We start from the raw sequence: 24,093 nt of genomic DNA, 5'->3' as shown, positions 1-24,093 counted from the left end.
GGGACTGAGGTCCCCTAAATGGGAAATGTTTGGCGATTATGCCAGGGCAGATACCTGGGCATTGTTGCTGGCCAGGAGCAGCCAGGCGAAGTTGCAGAAATGACTGCTAAGCAGCAACTCGTCCTCGACTTCGGAGAGGCAAACTTCCTCTACTTCCGGCAGGGCGGGCAGATCTACGATTTGGATATTGCTCATGATGATCTCCAGATAATGGAGAACACCACGCCCTGGGGGAGATGGTGCCCCCCGGATGGGTATGCGATGAAGAGTGGCGCATAGCGTAGGTAGTGAAAGGCCCTCGGGATGAGGGCCGGTATTCGATCAAGCCGTGCTCAAGCAGCGGCTTGTTCAGCGTGCTCAGCAGGAGCTGCGGGCTCACCTTGCGGTTCGCCTTGGCTTTGCTGGGCTTTTTCAGCTTCTTCCTTCGCATCGTAGACGGTGGTGCCATCCACTTTGATCCAGGAGATGAAGAGCAGCCGGCCTTTGAGGCTTGCGCCGGACTGGCCTTTTTTCTCACCTTTCTCGTAGGTGAAGGAATCCGCCCAGATGTCGCCGATACGGAAGGAAATCAGAACCTTCTTCTCGGCATCGACTGCTTCCATGCAACGGCGGACAAGCTTTTCAGCCTGGGCGCCGACCACTTTGCAGTCGATGTAGGAGTACTCCACGCTGTCAGTCGAGCCATGGAGGGCTGCGACGGTTACGGCGAGGAACGGATCACCTTTGCGGACTTTCACTTCGCGAATGCGATTGAGGTAGCCGATACCGGTGGTGTGCAGGTCGAAATATTTGGCTTCTTGGGCTTGGGTGTTGTTGCTCATGATGATTCTCCAGTTTCGTAAGCGAAAGCGGAGAAACACCTTGCCCGTCAGGGAAAAGTATTCCCCGCATGGGTCGGTATTGGGAGGTAAATCAGAGGGAGAGGGCTTCCATCAACCTGTGGGTTGATTGATCGCGCTACCGGAAGCTGGTGCGACCTTGGGTTCGATCTACACGGAAGTCCGTGTCGTAGTCTTTCAGATCATGACTACTGGGGGAGGGTTGCCGACAACGTCAGCAGCTCACGGGGTAAAGGATGGGCAGGGGAAAAATGAATGTCAATACCCATGAAATGAAAAAAGCGCCCAGTGTTGGGCGCTTTCATGGTCAATGATGACGGGGAAGAATCCGATGTTTTTGGCACCAGGTCTTGACCTGAGGCCAACTGAACCAGAGGGCTATGCCGGAGCAGATAACCACCAGGCTGGTCATGATGATCATGCCGAACTCGGTCTGGGACATTTCACTCCTCCTCCTCGGTGAGAGCGATACCTATGAGCCAGATTACCATACCCATGACGAAAGCATATGCCGTCAGCAAGCGGTGCTCGCTGAGGAAGATGCCCACCAGGCTCGCCGCAACGGCAGTGGTACCGATTTTTCGGAGATCGTCTGCGAATGCAGAACGTTTCGATTTCATGGTTTTCCTCGAAAAATACCGGAAAACCACCCTGCGGGATGGTTTCCCGGCAGGGTTGGTGGGAGGTGTGGATCAGCAGGTCAGCGGATCAACCGGGGCGATCAGTTGATCGAGGGAACCCAGCTTGAGCTCCTTCCTGACTGGCGTTTCAGCTTGGGCGGTCGCCTTGGCCGGCTTGGGTTTGTGTAGTGGTCTACTGATCCCGGACACCGATTTAGGCGAAAATCCTTGCCGTGAGAGAGGTGCCTGATGAGCAAGCAACGACGTACGTTTTCCGCCGAGTTCAAACGAGAGGCCGCGGCCCTGGTGTTGGACCAAGGCTACAGCCATATCGACGCCTGCCGTTCGCTGGGGGTGGTGGATTCGGCCTTGCGCCGTTGGGTGAAGCAGCTCGAGGCGGAGCGCCAGGGTGTGACCCCGAAGAGCAAGGCGTTGACGCCTGAGCAGCAAAAGATCCAGGAGCTGGAAGCCCGGATCAACCGGTTGGAGCGGGAGAAAGCGATATTAAAAAAGGCTACCGCTCTCTTGATGTCGGACGAACTCGATCGTACGCGCTGATAGACCAGTTGAGTGAGCAGGAGTCGGTGGAAGTGGTCTGTTCAGCTTTCGATGTGGCGCGGTCTTGCTACTACGTCCACCGTCTTCGACGGCGGCGTGTCGATGCTCGCCGCGTGGCGCTACGCAGCCAGGTCAACCAGTTGTTCAGCCAGAGTCGGGGCTCGGCCGGCAGCCGCAGCATTCTGGGCATGCTGCGCGAAGAGGGCGTGACCATCGGCCGTTTCCGAGTGCGTAGGTTGATGCGTGAGCTGGGCCTGGTCAGCAAGCAACCGGGCTCGCACGCCTACAAACAGGCCACGGTTGAGCGGCCGGATATCCCGAATCGGCTGAACCGCGAATTCGCGACCGAGCATCCCAATCAGGTGTGGTGTGGCGACATCACCTACGTCTGGGCGCAAGGCCGTTGGCACTACCTGGCCGCGGTGCTGGATCTGCATACCCGGCGGGTGATCGGCTGGGCGTTCTCGGCCAAGCCGGATGCCGAACTGGTGATCAAGGCCCTGGACATGGCCTACGAACAGCGCGGCAAGCCACAGCAGGTGCTGTTCCATTCAGACCAGGGCAGCCAGTACGCCAGCCGCCTGTTTCGGCAACGGCTCTGGCGCTATCGGATGCAGCAGAGCATGAGTCGCCGAGGGAATTGCTGGGATAACTCGCCGATGGAGCGCCTGTTCCGCAGTCTGAAGTCGGAGTGGGTCCCGTCAACGGGTTACCTGACGGCGCAGGAGGCCCAACGGGACATCAGTCATTACTTGATGCACCGCTACAACTGGATCAGGCCGCATCAATTCAACGACGGGTTACCACCTGCGGTGGCCGAAGAAAAACTCAACCCACTGTCCGGGATGGGTTGACCACTACATACACGACCCACCATATTAGAAAGGAGTTTCTGTAGATCTCCGTAGAGCTCACAACTTTAGCTTCGGAGCTGCAGTATGCCTTGGCCAGGAAACTGGCCAGAATCGACCGAGTCGATATGAAAAGCCCGCCCGACAAGGCGGGCTTTTCTGTTTCCGCAGTCCGGATATCTCATCCCCAGCGCACCGCAACTCTTATCCTTATCGACATCGGGAAGAAGGCCGGTTTCGCGCTTCCGCCAGTCATATCGGTACTGGCAGCCGCTTTCCCGTTCGTTCTGGCGTGTTCCTGTCAGACCCCGCGCAGCCTGGTGAACTGGTGCACGGCTATCCGAGGATTTGTCAGCGGACCGGGACTCCCATAGAGTGAGGTTCCTTTCCTGGCGACCGGATGAGTGACCCGATGCCGACCCCGGTTTTCATAAAGAGAACGGTACTGTTTGGCGACTGTGATCCCGAAGGGATCGTCTATACGCCACGTTTTTCATACTTTGTGCTGGAAGCGGTGCAGGAGGCGCTCGGGGTCTGGCTGGGCGGCCCGGGGCTCAGAACCCTCCTGGGGTTCAGGATTCTTCCCCCGGCGAGAGCGTTCTCCCTGGAATTCCTGCATCCGGTCACCTGGGACGACGAGCTCACGATGCAGGTGGGCGTGTCGAACGTGGGGACGCATTCTTTCTCGTTTTCAGTCGAAGGACGTCTTTCGCCGGACGTGGTGGCGTTCACTGCGAGCCTGACGCAGGTCTGTGTCTCCCCGGATACCCGCGAAGTCATGGAGGTCCCCGCGCAGCTCCGCGCGCTCCTCGCATAGAGAAACATTCTGGCTATTCGTCGCGGCGCTGGCTACGGCCGGCAGGACGCTGCGAGCGGCATGCCGCTGACCTGCTCCGTGGGGCTCCGGAGGAGGGCGGCAAGCCGCCTTCCTTCATTTCTACTCGTTGCCGAGCATCGCATCCAGATCGCGCATGGTCTGTTTCTTGGCCTGGACGCCCTGCAGTTCGACGAACATTGCCTGGACGGTCTGCACCATGCGCGCAATGGGCATCTTGCCCAGCGGCAACATCTGGTTGTTGTCGCGGATGGCCGGGGCGCAGACGAAAGCGAACGAGCGTTGCAGCCAGTAATCGTATTTCCCCGGGTCGATCCAGCCGTCGACGGTTTTCACGTTGGTGATGACGTTGTCGATGCGGCGCATGGCGCGTGCGTTGTCGAAGCGGACCCTGCGCTCCTTGCACTTGAACTGGACCTCGTAGGCCGTCAGCGTCGGCATCGACTGGTCTTCGAATAGCTGGATGATCTGCGCCGACTGGATACCTTTGGGTTGCTGCAAGATGCCGGTGGCGTTGGCGACGAATACCTCGTTGTTGTAGCGTTCGCCCTTGCCGTAGACGATCCAGTAGTCGCCGGTGCTTTCGGCGACCGCAGTCGTTGCCGTGCAGATGAAGGTGAGCGGCAGCAGCCAGCGCCGAGCGTGAAGGAATGGTTTGCCCATGAGTTCGTCCTTGAATGTCTTGTTCCCGACCGCGGAGGGTCATCCAAGGGACGAATCATAGGTGCAGCCCAAGGTGAGGGTCGACTAGCACGGATGAGCTATGGACGAAGCGGGGGAACTCGCTCGGAGTTCGCTCCATCGGCACGTTCGGGATGATCGATGGCTGGCGCCTCGGGTGCGCTCCGCCATGCATTCGAACGAGAACGACGGGCCGGCTTTACTGCTCGGAAGGCACGCTGCGCCGCTGTTGGCGGCATCAAGCTGCCGGCGATGGGGGAGGGCGGCAGGCGCTCGTCGACTGGCCGGTCGATCTGCCGGGTACGCCTGCTGGACGTCGTTAGGGTCAGGCCGTCTGCCGCGCGATGACTCCATGAGGTCGGGGGGCTAGTCGAAAAGCGCCTCTGGCGTTTCCGCGTGGATTCGCTGCCATAACGTCTGGATCTGCGAGGCCAGTACCCGGTGCTCGGAAAGCGGCGGCAAGGCGTCCACCGGGAAGTACTCGGCCGCCGACGTTTCGTCCGTTTGTTGTTGAAGACTGCCTCCGGTGACGTGGCAGAAGAAGAAGGCTTTCAACGCATGCGGCAGTTGGGGAGGGTGGGGATGCTTGTGCTTGTCCAGCAATGCCAACAGGCGTATCGCTCGAACTTCCAGTCCGCTTTCTTCCTGGGTTTCGCGAACTACCGCATCTGCCGGCGACTCGTTTACGTCGCACCAGCCGCCTGGTAGGGTCCAGCGACTATCCGAGGCCTCCCGAACCAGCAGAACCCGCTGTTGCGAGTCGAGGATCAACGCACGGACGTCCAGTTTCGGGGTCGGGTAGTGGCTGTCCAGAGCGATCCAGTTCTCGACCCGTTCGTACGCTACCCCCTGGTCGCTGGCGATGAATTCGGCAACGGCATGCTGGAGCGCGCGAAAGCGTCCGATGTCGAAGCGGTCCTTGGAGAAGGCGAGACCGGCCTGGGCGGTGGACAGTATCAATTCCAGAAGACGGGCAAGCGCCCTGGGATCGCTGACCGATGGCATCCTTCCTTCCGTTTTTTCGGCCTTCGCGTGGTCCGCGTCGTGCAAGCCGTCCAATGGATTTGCCATAGATAGAACCCTCGCCGCTCGATGATCTGTAGAGCTGGTTTTCAACCAGGTGTTCCCTGCGTCTTCCTCGTATGCCTGTGTGCGCCAATAGTGGCTTATGCCGCTGTTTCATCGCGACCTGCGCGTAACCCAGACTCGCCTGTCGCAGCGATGGCTCCTCCGCCAGGTTCGCTTCGAACCGTCAGGCGGTCGCAACCGATGACGCCTCTTCGCACAGACTTACCGTAGGAGTTTCCCTCCCCGAAACGAGCGGTCGGGCCGGCTGCGGTCGGCTGGCAAAGGTAGACTCCGTGCCGGCCATGAGCGTTTCCAGGGCCGTTTGGGTCCGTTCGAGGAGACGCAACAAGCGATGCTCCCCTGTTTGGACGGCAGAGGCGGAGGCAATTCCCTTATGCTGCTTGCGGATAACTGGCCCGGACGGCATGTACGGCCTTGTCGTTCTACGGATGCCTGGAGTCCCGCAGGCGGGACAGCGCAACGCGCAGTGACCTTCCTTTAAGCATATCGATGGAGTCTGTATGAAAGAGCTTGGTTCGGAATCGCCGATGGAAAGTCTTTTCGACATTCGTTCACTGGAGGCCATTACCGGCGGCGAGCCGGCTGCATTGCAGCGGTTGCTGGAAACTTTATTGGCCAGCAGTCGGGATGATCGTACTCGGTTGGCGGAATTGCTTGAACTCGCAGACCTGCAAGGAGTGGCCGAACTTGCGCACAGGATAAAAGGGGCTGCGAGGGTGGTGGGCAGCAGCCTATTGGTCGAGTCTTGTTCCTGCCTTGAAAAGGCTTGCCAGAACCCATCGGAGTCTTCCGAGCGGATAGCCAATCTGGCCTCTTCATTGGAAGGCAAACTAAGTGCGTTCGAAATCAGTATCTCAACCGAATTGGCAAAGCTCTAGAGATCGGACCAGATAGAGGTTTCAGAAGCTGTTCAGGTTTCTCCATAACCTGAATCGCATCTATTCACCAGCATGGATTTCCCGTTCCCGTAAGCTCCGCGCCTGCTGCTGGGGTAATGGGATAATTGGGAGCCTGCTGGGTTTGCTTTGGTTTGTCTTGGTTTTTCATTTTTCTATATAAGAGGCGCTATCGAAGCTGATGCGCTTCTTTCGGATCGTTCATTTTGTTTGGCTATTAGTGGTAGCGGGCTTATGGTGTCGGAGGGTTTTTAACTACGAGGTTTTTTCCGCTTGTAGGAAACTTCATACAAGCACTGGGGAGATTTCACACGATTGCCTGGGAAGTGCTTCGTTGTCGTTCTATTCGGCTTTTCGGAGAATGTTGCTGGCTCTTATAGAGTTCAAAAATCGCAACACTTTCACTGTCAAAAGGAAGCTCAATCGTGTCCATTTCCATGAAAAGCATTCTGGCTGCCGCAGTAGCCAGCCTGGTCGTCGGCAATGCCATGGCGGCAGACGGCACCATCAATTTCAAAGGTGAAATCACCGCGGCCGCTTGCAGCATCACTGGTGGTGCCGGCACCACCGTTGGCGGTGCTGCGGGCAACCAGACCATCGACGTAAACCTTGGCAAGATCAGCATCGACTCGCTGGGCGGCACCGCGGGCGGCAGCATCGCTGGTGGTACCAGCCTGAACCTGAACCTGGACTGTGGCAAGACCGGTACCGGCCTGACCACCGTCAAGCTGAAGTTCAACCCGATGTCTGGGAGCACTATTGACCCGAACAATGAGAGCCTGCTGAAAACCGTCGGCACCGCCACCGGTGTCGGCATCGGTATCTATGGATCCGATGGCAAGCTGCTGAACCTGTCGGCGAACGAGACCATCGATGCTCCCCTGGATTCCAAGGTACAAAAAGATGGCGAAGGCAATGACATCACTGTCTACAGTGCCAAGCTGAATCTGCGTGCCGCTTATGTCAAATCCGGCTCCGTAGCTCCTACGGCTGGTAGTGCCGACGGCTCCCTGCCGTTCACCCTGGAATACAACTAAGTTCTGCTACGTGGGCGGGGTATGTATATACCCCGTTCCATGAGGTGCGAGTTCATCATGAAATATCCATTTTCTTCCAGAGTTATCTGGGGTGGCATCCTTTTGCTTTTTTCCACCCTGGCCAATGCGGGAATCACACTGGGAGGAACCCGGGTCGTTCTGCAGGCGCCTGCCAAGGAGGCTGCGATCCTGGTCAGGAACCAGGCTTCCAAGGACGTGATGATTCAATCCTGGGTAGAGGCTGATAATGGGGCAGATAAACGTGAGGTTCCGTTTGTCATCACGCCTGCCCTCAGTCGTTTGGGAGGCAACAAGCAGCAAACCCTGCGTATCCTGTTTCAAGGGGAGGGCTTGCCGAGCGACAGGGAATCCGTATTCCGCCTGAACGTCCAGGAAATTCCGCAAAAATCTGCCTCGGCTAATACGTTGCAGATAGCTTTGCGCCAGCGTATCAAGGTCTTCTACCGCCCCGATAACTTGTCGGGAACTTCCGCCGAAGCGCCTGGAAAGTTGAGCTGGCGTCTTGTCCGTCAGGGTGGAAAGTCGGTTGTCGAAGTTTCCAACGATACTGCGTTTCATGTCTCTTTGGCCAGCGTGAAATTAAAAGCTGGCAATGCCTACTATGTTGTTGATGCCGACATGGTCGCGCCGAAGTCGAGTCGCCGATTCGAAATCAAGGGAACTCCATCCGGCGTTTCTGGAAATGTCGAGTTCCAGAGCGTAAATGACTATGGCGGACTCGATAAACATTCCAGCTCCTTATCCGACTGAAGCTCAGAAGAGCAGAGTAGAAGAGCAGAAGAACTGCTCTTAACTTCCCCTATGGATGGGTGTTTCCGTTTTGTCGGAAATTAGTCCAAGGAATATTCGCGTGGCCATATTTAGGAAAAAGTTCGACTTCGAGTTGTCCGTCTATTCCAGGTCTTCCTGTCTCATGGCCTTGGGATTGGCTTTGCCTGCCGTAACTTTCGCGGTGGAATTCAACGCCGAGTTCCTGAACAACGAGGGCGGGGCGCCCGTTGAACTGAAGTATTTCGAGAACGGCAACTCGGTGTCGCCCGGCACTTACAGCGTCGACATTCATTTGAACCAGATCATGATCCGGCGCGAAGATGTCGTGTTCAGTGCCGATCCCGAAACCGGAAGCGTTCGTCCGGTCGTCCGGGTAGGGCTGCTCAAGGAGATCGGGGTCGATATAGCCCGGCTGACGCGAGACAAACTCATTCCGGATAATCTGGAAAACAATACGCCCCTGAATGTCGCCGAACTCATCCCCGGTGCATCCATCGAGTTCGACGTCAACAGCCTTTCCCTGCTGGTCAGCATTCCACAGCTGTATGTACAGCGGCACTCGCGTGGCTATGTGGATCCCTCTCTTTGGGATGACGGTGTCACCGCGTTGTTTTCCAACTACCAGGCCAACTTCACGCGCAACACCAACTTTGGCCAGAACAGCGATTATCGCTACCTGGGCCTGCGCAACGGCTTCAACCTGTTTGGCTGGCGTCTGCGCAACGACTCCTCCCTGAGCGGAGGTACCGGCATGCGCAACAAGTTCAGTAGCAACCGTACCTATGTGGAACGTGACATTCGTGCCCTGAAGGGGACCTTGTCCCTCGGCGAGTTGTATACCTCCGCTCAGGGGGATGCTTTCGAGAGCGTGCGTATGCGCGGCGTGCAACTGCAATCCGATATCGGCATGCTGCCCGACAACGAGATCAGCTATACCCCGGTGGTGCGCGGTATCGCTGAAACCAATGCGACGGTCGAGGTGAGCCAGAATGGCTTCGTGATCTATTCCACCAACGTACCGCCCGGTGCGTTCGAGATCACCGACATCTATCCCAGCGGCTCCAATGGCGACCTGGAGGTCAAGATCATCGAGGCGGACGGACGCCAGCGGTCCTTCAAGCAGTCCTATTCCTACCTGCCGGTCATGACCCGCAAGGGGAACCTGCGCTATGGCCTGGCCGCCGGTGAGTACCATAATGATGGCCAGCCGTCGGTCAACCTGCTCCAGGGGTCGGCTGTGTATGGCTTGTCCGACAGGGTTACCGGCTTTGGCGGCCTGCTCGCTGCGGAGAAGTACAATGCCACCAACCTGGGCCTCGGCTTCAACACGCCCCTGGGCGGTTTTTCTGCGGACGTGACCCATAGCCAGTCCCGCACGCGGCGGGGTGGGCGCAACCAGGGACAGAGTCTGCGGCTTCTCTATTCCAAGACCATCAACGCCACCGAAACCAGCTTTACCGTGGTGGGCTATCGCTATTCCACGGAAGGCTACCGTACTCTCAGCCAGCATATCGACGACATGTCCGAAGAGAGCTACCTCTATGGCTCAAGTTCCAGTCGGCAGAAGAGCCGCATAGACCTGACGGTGAACCAGACGCTGTTCCGACGCAGTTCGCTCTATCTCACGGCGGGCGAAACCACATATTGGAATCGCCCCGGCAGCAGCCGTCGCGTGCAGTTCGGCTTCAGCAGCGGCATCAAGCGCGCGAGCTATAGCCTGGCGGTTTCCCGTACCCAGGAGACGGGTTCGTTCGGGCGCTCCGATACCCAGTTCACGGCCTCCGTCAGCATCCCCTTGGGCGGTAGCGCACGCTCCAGTCAGGTATATGCCAATGCCGTGAGTTCACAGCATGGTGATTCGAGCCTGAACACCGGTATCTCCGGATACCTGGATGAAGCCAATGCGTTCAACTACAGCGCACAGGCCAACTACAGCAAGGACGGCGGCAACTCCGGCAGCGTCGGCCTGGGTTGGGACACGTCCAAGGCCAAGTTGTCCGCCAATTACAGCCAGGGGCGCGACAACAAGCAGATCAACCTGGGAGCAAGCGGTTCGGTAGTGGTGCATTCGGGGGGAGTGACCTTCGGCCAGCCGGTGGGGGAAACGTTCGGCCTGGTGGAGGTTCCGGAGGTCGGCGGCGTCGGCCTCGACGGCTACTCTTCGGTTCGCACCGACGGCCGTGGCTATGCCGTGCTCCCTTACATGCAACCCTATCGTTACAACTGGGTGAACCTGGATACCAATACCCTTGGAAGCGATACCGAGATCAGCGACAGCACGCAAATGGCCGTGCCGACCCGGGGCGCCGTGATCGCCAAGCGTTTCTCCGCGGAGTCCGGTCGGCGGGTGCAGTTCGACCTGAGCATGGACTCTGGAGGAAAGATTCCCTTCGGTGCACAGGCATACGACAAGGAAGAGCGGGTCGTGGGAATGGTCGACAACCTGTCCCGTTTGCTGGTGTTCGGTATCGAGGACCAGGGGCGCCTGTCCATTCGCTGGAGCGATGGCTCCTGTTCCGTCGACTATCAGTTGCCGCCCAGGAACAAGGACCTGACTTACGAACGAGTTGCGCTCAGTTGCCGTCGGTCCTCGATCTGAAATGTCCCCGCTGCAGTCGGGTCAAGTCAAAAGGCGAGGATTTTTCCGGTGAACACCGGGCGCGAGGGCAAGCGGCAGCTCACTCGTCCTCGATCATGCTCAACAGGTCTGGTGTCCTGCCTCGGGTTTCCAAACGCAGCAACCACTGCTTGGCGGCCAACCCACCGGCGAAACCGGTGAGGCCGCCAGAGGCTCCGATCACCCTATGGCAAGGTGCAACAATGGACAGTGGGTTCCGTCCGTTGGCGGCTCCAACCGCCCGTACTGCGTTGGGGCTGCCGATCTGCACGGCTATTTCCGTATAGCTGCGGGTCTCGCCGAATGGAATGGTGAGCAGGGCGGACCAGACCTTTTTCTGAAATTCGGTACCTTGGAAGTCGAGCGGGAGTTCGAACCGGGAACGTTTGCCGGAAAAATATTCCCGCAACTGGCGTTCGGTTTCCGCCAGGAGGGAGCTGTCCTCGGAGAGCCGCATCTCGTCCAGCGGTACTCGGTTGGGACGCTCATGCTGCCAAAGAATCGCGACCAGAAAGGCATCGTCCCTGGCTACCAGGGTCAGTGTCCCGACCGGCGATTCCATTTTCCTGTAGCTATGGGGCATGTAGGTGTCCTCTTCGGCAGGCTCGCCCAGTGTACTACGCAATGGGATTTCAACAGGGAAGCCTGCAAATGGCAGGCGAGGCGGGGCGGAGCGCTATCGGCCCGATGGATGGCCGCCTGCTTCCAGGCATGCCGTCGCCCCCTTGGAGCCCAGGCCGAGCGCCTCGAACTGTGAGATCTGGGAGGCGATTTGCCGAGCAAAGTGGGTTGTCATTGGTTTGCCATCTCATGGGTTCGGACGAGGCCTCGAGCAAGGGTTGTAACGGTTTTTGTCTGGCCAATGGGCTCTTGCGTAAAAAGGCTGCCGCCCTTCTTGCTTGGTTGCCGTTCTCGGATCCCGCGCAGCCCGGTGGGTGTGCCAAATTTCTCGCGGTTTGGATCGCGCCGATTGCCGCGGCCTACGAAGCCCTTGGTTCTTCTCCCCGAAACTTTTTCGTTCGGACTCCGAATATCGCGCTTCGCCCAGCGCCGCTAGTTTCCCGTTCCTGACAAAGCAAGCGCTCTGGCTCAGGCATCTCCTGATCCGGATGCATATCGCTGAAGAGGGAACGTTCTGTCATGTCCACATTGGCCAACCTGACCGAGGTTCTGTTCCGCCTCGATTTCGATCCCGATACCGCCGTTTATCACTATCGGGGCCAGACTCTCAGCCGGCTGCAATGCCGGACCTACATTCTCTCCCAGGCCAGCCAACTGGCCCGCCTGCTCAAGCCCGGCGATCGCGTGGTGCTGGCGTTGAACGACTCGCCTTCGCTGGCCTGCCTGTTCCTGGCCTGCATCGCGGTCGGCGCCATTCCCGCCGTGATCAATCCCAAGTCCCGCGAGCAGGCCCTGGCCGATATCGCTGCCGACTGCCAGGCCAGCCTGGTGGTGCGTGAAGCCGATGCACCGTCGCTGAGCGGTCCTTTGGCGCCGTTGACCCTGCGTGCGGCCGCCGGTCGCCCTTTGCTCGACGATTTCTCGCTGGACGCGCTGGTCGGCCCTGCGGACCTCGATTGGAGTGCCTTCCATCGCCAGGACCCGGCGGCAGCCTGTTTCCTGCAATACACCTCGGGTTCCACCGGGGCGCCCAAGGGGGTGATGCACAGCCTGCGCAACACGCTCGGTTTCTGCCGGGCGTTCGCTACGGAGTTGCTGGCATTGCAGGCGGGAGACCGGCTGTATTCGATTCCCAAGATGTTCTTCGGCTATGGCATGGGCAACAGCCTGTTCTTTCCCTGGTTCAGCGGAGCCTCGGCGCTGCTCGACGATACCTGGCCGAGCCCGGAGCGGGTTCTGGAGAACCTGGTCGCCTTCCGCCCCCGGGTCCTGTTTGGGGTGCCGGCCATCTATGCCTCGCTGCGTCCGCAGGCCAGGGAGCTGTTGAGCAGCGTGCGCCTGGCGTTTTCCGCCGGCTCGCCGCTGCCGCGCGGCGAGTTCGAATTCTGGGCCGCGCACGGGCTGGAGATCTGCGACGGCATCGGGGCTACCGAGGTCGGCCATGTGTTCCTCGCCAACCGCCCGGGCCAGGCGCGTGCCGACAGCACCGGGCTGCCGTTGCCTGGCTATGAGTGCCGGCTGGTGGACCGCGAAGGACACACTATCGAGGAAGCGGGCCGGCAAGGCGTGCTGTTGGTGCGTGGCCCTGGGCTGAGTCCGGGTTACTGGCGGGCCAGCGAAGAGCAGCAGGCGCGCTTCGCAGGTGGCTGGTACCGCACCGGCGACCTGTTCGAGCGCGACGAGTCGGGTGCCTACCGTCACTGTGGGCGGGAAGACGATCTGTTCAAGGTGAATGGCCGCTGGGTGGTGCCGACCCAGGTCGAGCAGGCGATCTGCCGTCATCTGCCGGAAGTGAGCGAGGCGGTTCTGGTTCCTACCTGCCGGCTGCACGACGGCTTGCGTCCGACCCTGTTCGTCACCCTGGCCACTCCGCTGGACGACAACCAGATCCTGCTGGCGCAGCGCATCGACCAGCATCTCGCCGAACAGATTCCCTCGCACATGCTGCCCAGCCAATTGCATGTGCTGCCGGCCTTGCCGCGCAACGACAACGGCAAGTTGGCGCGCGCCGAGCTGCGCCACCTGGCCGACACCCTTTATCACGACAACCTTCCGGAGGAACGGGCATGTTGATTCAGGCTGTGGGGGTGAACCTGCCCCCATCCTATGTGTGTCTGGAGGGGCCGCTGGGAGGCGAACGCCCTCGCGCCCAGGGCGACGAGATGCTGATGCAGCGCTTGCTGCCGGCGGTTCGCGAAGCCCTGAACGAGGCGGCGGTCAAGCCCGAGGAGATCGACCTGATCGTCGGCCTCGCCCTGTCTCCCGACCATCTGATCGAGAACCGCGACATCATGGCGCCGAAGATTGGCCATCCGTTGCAGAAGGTCCTCGGCGCGAATCGCGCGCATGTCTTCGACCTCACCGACTCGAGCCTGGCCCGCGCCCTCTACGTGGTCGATACCCTCGCCAGCGACCAGGGCTATCGCAACGTCCTGGTCGTGCGCGGCGAATCCAGCCAGGGATTGGAAGTGGACAGCGAGTCCGGCTTCGCCCTTGCCGACGGCGCCCTGGCGCTGCTCTGCCGGCCGACCGGCAAGGCCGCGTTCCGTCGCGGTGCGCTGGGCGGTGATCCGGCGCAGGAATGGCTGCCGCTGAGCATTCCGCTGAATACCGATATTCGCCAGGTAGGCGACGTCAAGGGACACCTCAACCTGCCGGCCCAACCTGGATTGCCCGAAGCGGTACGCGCCGGATTCACCCGTCTGGCCGGGGACTTCCCGCAACTGAACTGGGTGCGCGAGGAATGGTTCGGCCAGGGACGGCCCGATGGTCGTTGCCTGGGGCCGTTCGAACTGGCGTCGCAACTGCGCGCGGCACAGCGCGACCGTCTGGATGAACTGCTGCTGATCAGCTTCGATCCGTTCGGCATGGTGGTGGAGGGCGTGACCCTGGAACTGGCGGGAGAAGCTCATGCATAAGGTCAAACTGGCAGCGATCACCTGTGAACTTCCGGCTCGCAGCTACGAAAACGACGATCCGGTGTTCGCTGCGGTACCGGACCTCAGCGAGTCCTGGTGGCAATTCTGGGGCGTCAATCGGCGGGGCTATTTCGACCCGCGGAACGGCGAGAACGAGTTCAGCCTGGTGGTCCGGGCCGCCGAGCGCCTGCTGCGTAGCAGCGATACCGCGCCGGATAGCGTGGACATGCTGATCTGTTCGGCTTCCTCGCCGATCATGACCGACGCCGGCGATGTCCTGCCGGACCTGCGCGGACGTCTCTACCCGCGCATGGCCAACGTGCTGTCCAAGCAGCTCGGCCTGAGTCGGGCGCTGCCATTGGATTCGCAGATGGAGTGCGCCAGCTTCCTGCTCAACCTGCGCCTGGCAGCGAGCATGATCCGCCAGGGCAAGGCCGAGAAAGTGCTGGTGGTGTGCAGCGAGTACATCTCCAACCTGCTCGACTTCACCTCGCGTACCTCGACCCTGTTCGCCGATGGCTGCGCGGTGGCCCTGCTGACCCGCGGCGACGATGACAGCTGCGACCTGCTGGCTTCGGCCGAACACAGCGACGCTACGTTCTATGAAGTGGCCACCGGTCGCTGGCGCCTGCCGGAAAACCCGACCGGCGAGGCCAAGCCGCGGCTTTATTTCTCGTTGTTCAGCGACGGCCAGAACAAGATGGCCAGCTTCGTCCCGACCAACGTGCCGATCGCGATGCGCCGGGCGTTGGAAAAGGCCGGCCTGGGCAGCGATGACATCGATTATTTCGTCTTCCACCAGCCAGCGCCGTTCCTGGTCAAGGCCTGGGCCGAGGGCATCGGTGCCCGTCCTGAGCAGTACCAACTGACGATGGGCGATACCGGCGTGATGATCTCCGTTTCCATCCCGTACACCCTGATGACCGGCCTGCGCGAGGGCAAGATCCGCCCCGGCGATCGTATCGTCATGGCCGGCGCAGCCACTGGCTGGGGGTTCGCCGCCCAGGTCTGGCAATTGGGCGAGGTGCTGGTGTGCTGAGGCATCGCCATGTTGAACCACGGTGTCCGAGGAGGGCTGCACATGGGTAATCCGATCCTGGCCGGGCTGGGTTTCAGCCTGCCGAAACGCCAGGTCAGCAATCATGACCTGGTAGGGCGCATCAATACGTCGGACGAGTTCATCGTCGAACGTACCGGCGTGCGCACCCGCTATCACGTCGAGCCGGAACAGGCGGTCAGCGCGCTGATGGTGCCGGCGGCGCGCCAGGCCATCGAGGCTGCCGGGCTGCTGCCGGAGGACATCGACCTGTTGCTGGTGAACACCCTGTCGCCGGACCACCACGACCCGTCCCAGGCCTGCCTGATCCAGCCGCTGCTGGGCCTGCGGCACATCCCGGTACTGGATATCCGGGCACAGTGCAGCGGGTTGCTGTACGGCTTGCAGATGGCTCGCGGGCAGATCCTCGCCGGGCTGGCACGGCATGTCCTGGTGGTCTGCGGCGAGGTGCTGTCCAAGCGCATGGACTGTTCGGACCGCGGCCGCAACCTGTCGATCCTGCTCGGCGACGGTGCCGGCGCAGTGGTGGTCAGCGCCGGCGAGAGCCTCGACGACGGCCTGCTGGACTTGCGCCTGGGCGCCGACGGCAACTACTTCGACCTGCTGATGACTGCGGCGCCGGGCAGTGCCTCGCCGACCTTCCTCGACGAGAATGTCCTGCGCGAGGGCGGGGGCGAGTTCCTCATGCGCGGCCGGCCGATGTTCGAGCATGCCAGCCAGACCCTGGTACGGATCGCCGGCGAAATGCTCGCGGCCCATGAGCTGACCCTGGACGACATCGACCATGTGATCTGCCATCAACCGAACCTGCGCATCCTCGATGCGGTGCAGGAGCAACTGGGCATTCCCCAGCACAAGTTCGCGGTGACCGTGGATCGTCTGGGCAACATGGCTTCGGCCTCGACCCCGGTCACGCTGGCGATGTTCTGGCCGGACATCCAGCCGGGACAGCGGGTGCTGGTCCTGACCTACGGCTCCGGCGCGACCTGGGGCGCGGCGCTGTACCGCAAACCTGAGGAGGTGAACCGGCCATGTTGAGGCTTTCGGCTCCCGGTCAACTGGATGATGACCTGTGCCTGTTGGGGGACGTCCAGGTGCCGGTGTTCCTGCTGCGTCTCGGTGAGGCGAGCTGGGCGCTGGTTGAAGGAGGGATCAGCCGGGATGCCGAATTGGTTTGGGCGGACCTGTGCCGCTGGGTCGCCGACCCGTCCCAGGTGCACTACTGGCTGATCACCCACAAGCACTACGACCACTGCGGCCTGCTGCCCTACCTGTGTCCGCGGCTGCCGAACGTACAGGTCCTGGCGTCCGAGCGGACCTGCCAGGCCTGGAAGTCGGAAAGCGCGGTGCGGGTGGTCGAGCGCTTGAACCGGCAACTGTTGCGTGCGGAGCAGCGGTTGCCCGAGGCCTGTGCCTGGGACGCTCTGCCGGTTCGCGCGGTGGCCGACGGCGAGTGGCTGGAGCTGGGACCGCGGCATCGCCTGCAGGTCATAGAGGCCCACGGCCACAGCGACGATCACGTGGTTTTCTACGACGTGCGACGCCGACGCCTGTTCTGCGGCGATGCCCTGGGCGAGTTCGACGAGGCAGAGGGGGTGTGGCGGCCGCTGGTGTTCGACGACATGGAGGCTTACCTGGAGTCCCTGGAACGTCTGCAGCGTCTGCCGACCCTGCTGCAACTGATCCCGGGACACGGCGGCCTGCTGCGGGGGCGGCTGGCCGCGGATGGGGCCGAGTCGGCCTATACCGAGTGTCTGCGCCTGTGCCGGCGGTTGCTCTGGCGCCAGTCCATGGGCGAATCCCTCGACGAACTGAGCGAGGAGCTGCACCGCGCCTGGGGTGGGCAGAGCGTCGACTTCCTGCCCGGCGAACTGCACCTGGGGAGCATGCGCCGGATGCTGGAGATTCTCTCCCGCCAGGCGCTGCCTCTGGACTGAGACGGGACATCCATTGCGGCGATCGCCGCCGACGGCAGCGGTCGCAATTGGGGGAAAAGGGGGGTTACCGATGATGAACATGCCGTTGCGCGCTAGCGTCGCGCAGGCCAGTCGCCCATGGGCGCGAGGAGGTGGCTCGTGAGCGGGGTTGGCTATCGACTGGAAGAAAGTCTGGAGTACCGCACGCTGGTGCCGGAGGCGCTGTCGATCTGGCGCATGGCCGGCGCCAACCGGATGCTGTTCGACTGCTTCGACGTGGACAGCAAGGCTGCGCGGCGTAGCGTGGCGATCCTTTCCAGCTGCCTGCGCATCGAGTGCTGGGGGCGCGATGTGGTGCTGCGGGCGTTGAACTCCAACGGACGCGCCTTGCTGGCGCCGTTGAGCGAGGCCTGTCCGGCCCAGGTCACCTGCTTGCGTGACGGCGACACCCTGCACTGGCGCTTCCCCCAGGAAGAGTCGCATGCGGACGAGTGGCGACGCCTGCATGGCCTGTCCAGCCTGGAGGCGCTGCGCCGCGTGCTCGGAACGCTGGGCGACGCGGAGGGGCCCGCGCTGCTGGGCGGCCTGTTCAGCTTCGACCTGGCCGAGCAGTTCGAACCCTTGCCGGCGCCGGCCGAACCTGCGCGGCATTGCCCGGACTACCTGTTCCTGGTGCCGGAGTTGCTGCTGGACATCGATCACCTGGCGCGCCGGACTTCGCTGCAGGCGTTCGTCCACGATCCGGCCGGGCACGACCGGTTGGCCGCCAGCCTGCGCCAGTGTGCCGACGAATTCCATGGCGCCGTGGAGGAGGCTTCCGAGTCGCCGGTGGCAGGCGTACGGGCCGGCAACTACCAGGTCGACCTGGACGATGCGAGCTTTGCCCGCCAGGTAGAGCGCCTGCAGGCCCACGTGAGGGCCGGCGACGTGTTCCAGATCGTACCGTCGCGCAGCTTCAGCATGCCGTGTGCGGACCCCTGGCGGGCCTATCGCCAGTTGTGCCTGCGCAACCCCAGCCCGTACCGCTTCTTCCTCGATGCGGGGGACTTCTGCCTGTTCGGCGCTTCGCCGGAGTCGGCATTGAAGTACGACGCGGAGAGTCGCGAGGTGGAACTCTATCCCATCGCCGGCACCCGCCCGCGCGGACGCGATGCCCGGGGCGCCATCGATGCGGAACTGGACAATCGCCTGGAAGCGGAGTTGCGCCTGGACGCCAAGGAGATCGCCGAGCACATGATGCTGGTCGACCTGGCGCGCAACGATCTGGCGCGGGTCTGCCGCAGCGGTACGCGGCAGGTGCGCGACATGCTCAAGGTCGATCGCTACAGCCACGTGATGCACCTGGTCTCGCGCGTGGCTGGCGAACTGCATGGCGAACTGGATGCGCTGCATGCCTACCGTGCCTGCCTGAACATGGGCACCCTGGTCGGTGCGCCGAAGGTCCGTGCCATGCAGTTGCTGCGGCAGTACGAGGATGGCTATCGCGGCAGCTACGGTGGCGCGATCGGCATTCTCGACAGCGCCGGCAACCTCGATACCAGCATCGTCATCCGCTCCGCCGAGGTCCGCGAAGGTATCGCCCGGGTCCGGGCAGGCGCCGGCGTGGTGCTGGATTCGGATCCACGGCTGGAGGCCGAGGAAACCCGCAACAAGGCGCTGGCGGTGCTGACCGCCGTGGCCGCTGCCGAACGCGAAAGGGGAGAGCGCGATGCGCATCACGCTGTTGGATAACTTCGATTCCTTCACCTACAACCTGGTCGAGCAGTTCTGCCTGCTCGGCGCGGAGGTCCGGGTGATGCGCAACGATACGCCGTTGCCGACGATCCAGGCGGCATTGCTGGCCGACGGTTGCGAACTGCTGGTGCTGTCGCCGGGGCCCGGTCGGCCGGAAGACGCCGGCTGCATGCTGGAATTGCTCGCCTGGGCCCGCGGGCGCTTGCCGGTGCTCGGCGTCTGCCTCGGCCACCAGGCGCTGGCGCTGGCCGCCGGTGGCGCGGTGGGCGAGGCGAGGAAGCCGCTGCACGGCAAGAGCACGTCCCTGCGTTTCGATCAGCGTCACCCGCTGTTCGACGGCATCGCTGACCTGCGCGTCGCGCGCTACCACTCGCTGGTGGTCAGTCGCCTGCCGGAAGGTTCCGACTGCCTGGCCGATGCCGATGGCGAGATCATGGCGATGGCCGATCCGCGCAATCGACAGCTGGGCTTGCAGTTCCATCCCGAGTCGATTCTCACCACCCACGGCCAGCGTCTGCTGGAGAACGCTCTACTCTGGTGCGGCGCGCTGGCGGTACGCGAGCGCCTTCGGGCCTGAGCGGCGCTGCGCCGTTTCGACGATGCTCGGTTGCCAGGCCGGCGCATCGTCGAAACGCTGGCGGCCGAGTTCGCGCAGGCGCTGGCGGGCGCTTTCGAGAAAGCGCAGGAAGCTGCGCTCGGATTCCAGCGCGGTGTTGTAGTAGCAATACACCTTGGTGTCGATGCCGCCCGGTTCGTAGAGTTCGCTGAGGACTGCCAGGGTACCGTTGCGCAGGCGTTCCTCGACGAAATAATGCGGCGCGATGCCCCATCCGACGCCGGCTTCCACCAGACGCAGCATGTCGTCGAAGTTTTCCACGAAGAGCACCTTGTCGCTGACCGGCCGCAGCAGGTTCGAATGCTGCCCGGAGCGGCTGCCGAGGCTGATCTGCCGGTAATTGGCCAGGCTCGCGATGCTGTGCAGGGAGGCATTGCACAACGGGTGCTGCGGATGGGCGACGACGAACGCCTTGGTGTAGCCGAGCACGCACTGGTTGAAGCGGGAGATCTTCAGTTCCTCGTCGATGGTGATGGCGATATCGATTTCCGCGTTGTCCTGCTTGATCGTCGCCAGGCTATCGGCGGGCGAGGTGCGTATCAGGCTGACCATGTTGAAATCGTCGAGCAGTACGCTGCTCACCGTATCGCAGAACGACGGCGGGATGGCGGTGTCCAGCAACACCCGGAGATTGCGCGGACCCTTGTTGAGATTGAAGGCGATGTCGCCGATCAGCTGCTGGTAGTTCAGCAGGCTGCGCATGTAAGGGATCAGGCGAAGCGCCTGCTCGGTGGGTTCGACCTTGTAGCCGTCCCGACGGACCAGCTCCACGCACAGGTCGATTTCCAGGTTGCTGACCGCCGAGCTGACCGCGGTGTGCGACTTGCGCAGGATCCGCGCAGCGGAGGAAATCGAACCGGAGGCGATGACCTGGAGGAACATGTTCACGTGATTCAGGTTATGAATAGGCATCCCTTATTCCTTTTATTGGGTGGCGCGTGCCGCTTCCCTTGATCGGGTCAGGTTGCCGCTACTGTGGAAGAAGCGTCGAGGACTCGATAGATAGCGCCCGAGTGTTTCAACTTGTCTTCTGGATGACGTTTTCATCGGGGAAACCTCCCGTCGGTCAGTGAAGCGCAAGGGCTGGCGTGCGAGGGTGGAATCGGCCGCCGGCTCGCTTTCTGCGCGGCGGGCGCACGGCACGGGGAGTCGTCGTTTTGGAGGTGAGGGATGACGGCTCTGTTTCAGGATATTTTTATAATTATGTGAAAGAAGAGCTTATTTCAACGAAATATGTTTCATATTGCTCGTAAATTCGACGAAAAGAAAATCCGGATATTTACCGGTTATTTAACGTTAATACCAAGGGCCTAATACCAAAGTATTAACGCTGGCATGCCGGCATGTCGTGTTCGGTCGTGGAGCGAGCCGAGCCAGGGACGGTTCTAAGAAACGAAAAAATTATGTCGCGTAGGTCTAACGACCGAAACCTATGTCTTTTGTTAGCGTAGCCACCGGCCAGGCCGGTACGGATGCCGGGATGGCCCTGGCGCGACCTATGCGGTTAGAATCCGCGGCCTTGCAGGCGGATCCCCGGGGTTTGCTCAAGGGGACACGGGTGCCGTGCCCGAAACCTGCAATCGTCAGTTCCCTGCGGTCCAGCCTGCCGCCGGGTATAAAATCGAGAGACGCGCTGTTGCGCCTTCAGGTGTAGCGACTATGACGCACATTTCCGAACGACTCCTGGTACAGGCCCACCTGGCCGCCAAGCAACCCCGTGTGTTGAGCGAGCAGGAGAGCGCCGAGCATCGCGCGGCGATCGCGGCCGAACTGAAGGCGCAAAATGCTGTACTGGTGGCGCATTACTACTGCGACCCGGTGATCCAGGCGTTGGCCGAGGAGACCGGCGGTTGCGTATCCGATTCGCTGGAGATGGCCCGTTTCGGCAACCAGCATCCGGCGCAGACGGTGGTCGTGGCCGGGGTGCGCTTCATGGGCGAGACGGCGAAGATCCTCAACCCTGAGAAGCGTGTGCTGATGCCGACCCTCGAAGCGACCTGCTCGCTCGACCTGGGCTGCCCGGTGGATGAATTCTCGGCATTCTGCGACCAGCACCCGGAACGGACCGTGGTGGTCTATGCGAACACCTCCGCGGCGGTGAAGGCACGCGCAGACTGGGTCGTGACCTCCAGTTGCGCGGTGGAGATCGTCGAACACCTGATGGACAACGGCGAGCCCATCCTCTGGGCGCCGGACCAGCACCTGGGACGCTACATCCAGCGCGAGACGGGGGCCGACATGCTGCTCTGGGATGGCGCCTGCATCGTCCACGAGGAGTTCAAGGCCAAGCAGCTGGAAGACATGAAGGCGCTCTACCCGGACGCCGCCATCCTGGTCCACCCCGAATCGCCGGAAAGCGTGGTCGCGCTGGCCGATGCCGTGGGCTCGACCAGCCAGTTGATCAAGGCCGCGCAGACCCTGCCGAACAAGACCTTCATCGTCGCCACCGATCGCGGCATCTTCTACAAGATGCAGCAGTTGTGCCCGGACAAGGATTTCATCGAGGCCCCCACCGCCGGCAACGGCGCCGCCTGCCGCAGCTGCGCGCACTGCCCGTGGATGGCGATGAACACGCTCGAGCGGACCCTGGCCTGCCTGCGCGAGGGCAGCGGGGAAATCTTCGTCGACCCGGCGTTGATCCCGAGGGCGGTCCGTCCGCTGAAGCGCATGCTCGACTTCACCCAGGCCGCGCGCCTGCGCCAGGCCGGGAACGCCTGATCCTGGCGAGGGCGTGCCGCTGCGTAGGGCGAGTAAGCGCGGTGCGGTTGTTCGCCCAACCCCCTGTTTCGATGAGCTTCGCCGGGTGTTTTTCCTCGGATATGCCGCTCAGCGGAACATTTCCTTGACCATCTTTTCCTGCTGGCGAATTTCCTGCTGGCGAGCGTCGAGTCGCGCAGCCAGTTGGAAGTTGCCGCCAGCGCGGCGCTTGGCGAAATCGAGCTGCTCGATGGCGGCCTGGTAGTCGCCGGTCAGAGACAGGTACTCGGCACGGGCCTGGTGCACGCCGATGGCGTTGTTGGTCAGGCTGCGCACCTCGGCCAGACGGTTCCAGACATCCGGGTCCAGCGGCCGCGCCTTGCTCAGGTCGTCGAGGATCTTCTCCGATTCCTGCGGCTTGCCCATCTTCAGCATCAGGTCGGCGCGCACCTGTTTCAGCGGGTAGCTGCTGGGGAACTGGGCGAGCATCTTCTTCAACCGCTGATCGGCATCCGGAAGGCGGTTGGCGGTGATGTCCAGCTCGACCTGGGCCAGGTTGTAGGCCACGTCGTTGGGTGCCTTCGCCAGCAATTGCCTGAGGTTGTCACGGGCATCGTTGAGCTGGCCGATGCGCGTCTGCGAGATGGCCAGTCCGTAGCGCGCGGCATCCAGCTTGGGATTGTCGTTGAGCATGGCGCGGAAGCGCTTGCCGGCCATCCCCGGGGTTTCCTCGAAGAGCAACTGGGTGCGCGCGCGCATCTGCTGGTAGCGCAGGCTGTCTTCCTTGCCGCCCTGGGGATACTGTTCGGCGCGGTTGCGGGTGTCGGCGATACGCGATTCGGTGACCGGGTGGGTGAGGAGGAACTCCGGCGGCTTGCCGTCGTAGCGGTACTGCCGCGCCAGGCGCTCGAACATGTTCGGCATCGAGCGCGGATCGTAACCGGCGCGAACCATGTTGGTGACGCCGACGCGGTCGGCTTCCTGCTCGTTCTGCCGGGAAAAGCGCAACTGGTTCTGGATCGCCGCCGCCTGGGTCCCGGCGATCGCCGCGATACCCGCATCCCCTGCGCCGGCGGCCGCGGCGACGATGCCGGCGAGCATCGCTGCCATCACCGGCAGTTGCATGCGCTGCTGTGCCTCGATGCCGCGGGCGAAGTGGCGCTGGATCAGGTGGCCGAGTTCGTGGGCCAGCACCGCGGCATACTCGCCTTCGGTCTGGGCGTTGAGCAGTAGCCCGCCGTTGACCCCGATCACGCCGCCGGGCGCGGCGAAGGCGTTGATCTGTGCGTCGCGGATGAGGATGAAGGCCAGCCGGTGGTCCTGCAGGTCGCTGGTTTCGGCCAGCCGGTAGACGCTGCTTTCGACGAAGTCCTTGAGCTGCGGGTCGGAGATCGCATCGACCTGGTTGCGCAGCATGCTCAGCCAGGCGCGGCCCAGCTGGAACTCCTGCTCCGGCGAAACGATCGAGGAAGATGCGTCGCCCAGGGAGGGCAGATCGTCCGACATGACCGGCGAAGCGAGCATGCAGGCGAGCGTCAACAGGGCAGGGCGCAGTACATTCATGCAGGAGGCTCAGGTTGGCAAAGGCCTTACTTTAGCCGTTGGTTATCGGCACTGCCTAGGTATCTGCCCGAGACCCGAAGCTGTTGGACTTCGAGCGCCGTTTCAACTGGCCAGCGGCGGATAGGCTTGGGTATGCTTGTCGGCCCTTCGGGAGAG

23 protein-coding genes are annotated in these 24,093 nt (G+C 62.0%); 14 read left to right on the top strand and 9 right to left on the bottom strand.

The features are described 5' to 3' along the window. Positions 1-36 precede the first annotated feature (36 nt). The 4 genes from ACI766_RS20935 to ACI766_RS20920 all read right to left on the bottom strand — a co-directional run bounded on the left by ACI766_RS20935 (position 37) and on the right by ACI766_RS20920 (position 1,459). Positions 37-195, bottom strand: a complete 159-nt coding sequence (locus tag ACI766_RS20935; RefSeq protein WP_023875943.1) for a hypothetical protein — start codon at positions 193-195, stop codon at positions 37-39. A gap of 137 nt (positions 196-332) precedes the next feature. After that, positions 333-821 carry an STY4534 family ICE replication protein gene (locus ACI766_RS20930; protein WP_023875942.1) on the bottom strand — a complete coding sequence of 163 codons (489 nt, stop codon included), beginning with the start codon at positions 819-821 and terminating at the stop codon, positions 333-335. Positions 822-1,146: 325 nt separating this feature from the next. Further along, the gene (locus ACI766_RS20925; protein ID WP_003099783.1) at positions 1,147-1,281 is read right to left on the bottom strand and encodes a hypothetical protein; all 135 of its coding nucleotides are present in this window, start codon (positions 1,279-1,281) and stop codon (positions 1,147-1,149) included. A gap of 1 nt (position 1,282) precedes the next feature. After that, the gene (locus tag ACI766_RS20920) at positions 1,283-1,459 is read right to left on the bottom strand and encodes a hypothetical protein (protein WP_003149538.1); all 177 of its coding nucleotides are present in this window, start codon (positions 1,457-1,459) and stop codon (positions 1,283-1,285) included. A 249-nt stretch (positions 1,460-1,708) separates the two neighbouring features. Between ACI766_RS20920 and ACI766_RS20915 the strand changes: the two genes are divergently transcribed. Next, a protein-coding gene (locus ACI766_RS20915; RefSeq protein WP_086937300.1) for an IS3-like element IS222 family transposase occupies positions 1,709-2,871 on the top strand; the annotation gives its coding sequence in 2 pieces (ribosomal slippage) (positions 1,709-1,964 and positions 1,964-2,871; 1,164 coding nt in all). A gap of 409 nt (positions 2,872-3,280) precedes the next feature. After that, positions 3,281-3,685 carry an acyl-CoA thioesterase gene (locus ACI766_RS20910; protein WP_003112559.1) on the top strand — a complete coding sequence of 135 codons (405 nt, stop codon included), beginning with the start codon at positions 3,281-3,283 and terminating at the stop codon, positions 3,683-3,685. 120 nt (positions 3,686-3,805) lie between these two features. Here the strand turns inward: ACI766_RS20910 and ACI766_RS20905 are convergent, their stop codons facing one another. Then, positions 3,806-4,366 (bottom strand): hypothetical protein, encoded by a 561-nt coding sequence (locus tag ACI766_RS20905; protein ID WP_003120655.1) that lies wholly within the window; start codon positions 4,364-4,366, stop codon positions 3,806-3,808. Between the two features lie 384 nt (positions 4,367-4,750). After that, positions 4,751-5,389: an NUDIX hydrolase gene (locus ACI766_RS20900; protein WP_003120654.1), complete on the bottom strand. Its 639-nt coding sequence runs from the start codon at positions 5,387-5,389 to the stop codon at positions 4,751-4,753. Positions 5,390-5,973: 584 nt separating this feature from the next. Here ACI766_RS20900 and ACI766_RS20895 point away from each other — a divergent pair. The 4 genes from ACI766_RS20895 (at position 5,974) to ACI766_RS20880 (ending at position 10,797) form a co-directional block, all read left to right on the top strand. After that, positions 5,974-6,351, top strand: coding sequence for an Hpt domain-containing protein (locus tag ACI766_RS20895; RefSeq protein WP_003117019.1), 378 nt, complete (start codon positions 5,974-5,976; stop codon positions 6,349-6,351). A gap of 443 nt (positions 6,352-6,794) precedes the next feature. Continuing rightward, positions 6,795-7,406 (top strand): fimbrial protein, encoded by a 612-nt coding sequence (locus tag ACI766_RS20890; protein WP_004348355.1) that lies wholly within the window; start codon positions 6,795-6,797, stop codon positions 7,404-7,406. A gap of 57 nt (positions 7,407-7,463) precedes the next feature. Beyond that, positions 7,464-8,177 carry a molecular chaperone gene (locus ACI766_RS20885; RefSeq protein WP_003123215.1) on the top strand — a complete coding sequence of 238 codons (714 nt, stop codon included), beginning with the start codon at positions 7,464-7,466 and terminating at the stop codon, positions 8,175-8,177. 100 nt (positions 8,178-8,277) lie between these two features. Next, entirely contained in the window at positions 8,278-10,797 is a 2,520-nt protein-coding gene (locus tag ACI766_RS20880) for a fimbria/pilus outer membrane usher protein (RefSeq protein ID WP_003123214.1), read from the top strand. A gap of 79 nt (positions 10,798-10,876) precedes the next feature. Here the strand turns inward: ACI766_RS20880 and ACI766_RS20875 are convergent, their stop codons facing one another. After that, entirely contained in the window at positions 10,877-11,398 is a 522-nt protein-coding gene (locus ACI766_RS20875; RefSeq protein ID WP_003086236.1) for a methylated-DNA--[protein]-cysteine S-methyltransferase, read from the bottom strand. A gap of 557 nt (positions 11,399-11,955) precedes the next feature. On the opposite strand from ACI766_RS20875, the gene pqsA reads away from it, so the two are divergent. The 7 genes from pqsA (at position 11,956) to phnB (ending at position 19,638) form a co-directional block, all read left to right on the top strand. Further along, positions 11,956-13,509 carry an anthranilate--CoA ligase gene (gene pqsA / locus ACI766_RS20870; protein ID WP_003112552.1) on the top strand — a complete coding sequence of 518 codons (1,554 nt, stop codon included), beginning with the start codon at positions 11,956-11,958 and terminating at the stop codon, positions 13,507-13,509. Next, positions 13,503-14,354: a 2-heptyl-4(1H)-quinolone synthase subunit PqsB gene (gene pqsB / locus ACI766_RS20865; protein WP_023087690.1), complete on the top strand. Its 852-nt coding sequence runs from the start codon at positions 13,503-13,505 to the stop codon at positions 14,352-14,354. The genes pqsA and pqsB overlap by 7 nt, the downstream gene beginning before the upstream one ends. Beyond that, positions 14,347-15,393, top strand: a complete 1,047-nt coding sequence (gene pqsC / locus ACI766_RS20860) for a 2-heptyl-4(1H)-quinolone synthase subunit PqsC (protein ID WP_003108612.1) — start codon at positions 14,347-14,349, stop codon at positions 15,391-15,393. The genes pqsB and pqsC overlap by 8 nt, the downstream gene beginning before the upstream one ends. Before the next feature lie 42 nt (positions 15,394-15,435). Further along, the gene (gene pqsD / locus ACI766_RS20855; RefSeq protein ID WP_003117014.1) at positions 15,436-16,449 is read left to right on the top strand and encodes an anthraniloyl-CoA anthraniloyltransferase; all 1,014 of its coding nucleotides are present in this window, start codon (positions 15,436-15,438) and stop codon (positions 16,447-16,449) included. After that, a complete protein-coding gene (gene pqsE / locus ACI766_RS20850) occupies positions 16,443-17,348 on the top strand; it encodes a 2-aminobenzoylacetyl-CoA thioesterase PqsE (RefSeq protein WP_003086247.1) in 906 nt (301 codons plus the stop codon). Before pqsD ends, pqsE begins: the two co-directional genes overlap by 7 nt. 117 nt (positions 17,349-17,465) lie before the next feature. Then, complete coding sequence (locus ACI766_RS20845) at positions 17,466-19,058, top strand: anthranilate synthase component 1 (RefSeq protein ID WP_003123211.1); 1,593 nt, start codon at positions 17,466-17,468, stop codon at positions 19,056-19,058. Beyond that, positions 19,036-19,638 carry an anthranilate synthase component II gene (gene phnB, locus ACI766_RS20840; protein WP_023086516.1) on the top strand — a complete coding sequence of 201 codons (603 nt, stop codon included), beginning with the start codon at positions 19,036-19,038 and terminating at the stop codon, positions 19,636-19,638. Before ACI766_RS20845 ends, phnB begins: the two co-directional genes overlap by 23 nt. Here the strand turns inward: phnB and mvfR are convergent. After that, positions 19,591-20,589: a multiple virulence factor transcriptional regulator MvfR gene (mvfR, locus tag ACI766_RS20835; RefSeq protein WP_003108614.1), complete on the bottom strand. Its 999-nt coding sequence runs from the start codon at positions 20,587-20,589 to the stop codon at positions 19,591-19,593. The genes phnB and mvfR overlap by 48 nt on opposite strands. 747 nt (positions 20,590-21,336) lie before the next feature. Here mvfR and nadA point away from each other — a divergent pair. Further along, positions 21,337-22,395: a quinolinate synthase NadA gene (nadA, locus tag ACI766_RS20830; RefSeq protein WP_003112547.1), complete on the top strand. Its 1,059-nt coding sequence runs from the start codon at positions 21,337-21,339 to the stop codon at positions 22,393-22,395. A 108-nt stretch (positions 22,396-22,503) separates the two neighbouring features. On the opposite strand, the gene ACI766_RS20825 is transcribed toward nadA, so the two are convergent. Continuing rightward, positions 22,504-23,937 carry a tetratricopeptide repeat protein gene (locus ACI766_RS20825; RefSeq protein ID WP_003112546.1) on the bottom strand — a complete coding sequence of 478 codons (1,434 nt, stop codon included), beginning with the start codon at positions 23,935-23,937 and terminating at the stop codon, positions 22,504-22,506. Positions 23,938-24,093 lie beyond the last annotated feature (156 nt).

This window comes from Pseudomonas sp. DL, from assembly GCF_047199225.1.
GTDB lineage: Bacteria > Pseudomonadota > Gammaproteobacteria > Pseudomonadales > Pseudomonadaceae > Pseudomonas > Pseudomonas aeruginosa.
This window is presented reverse-complemented; position numbering and strand designations above follow the sequence as displayed.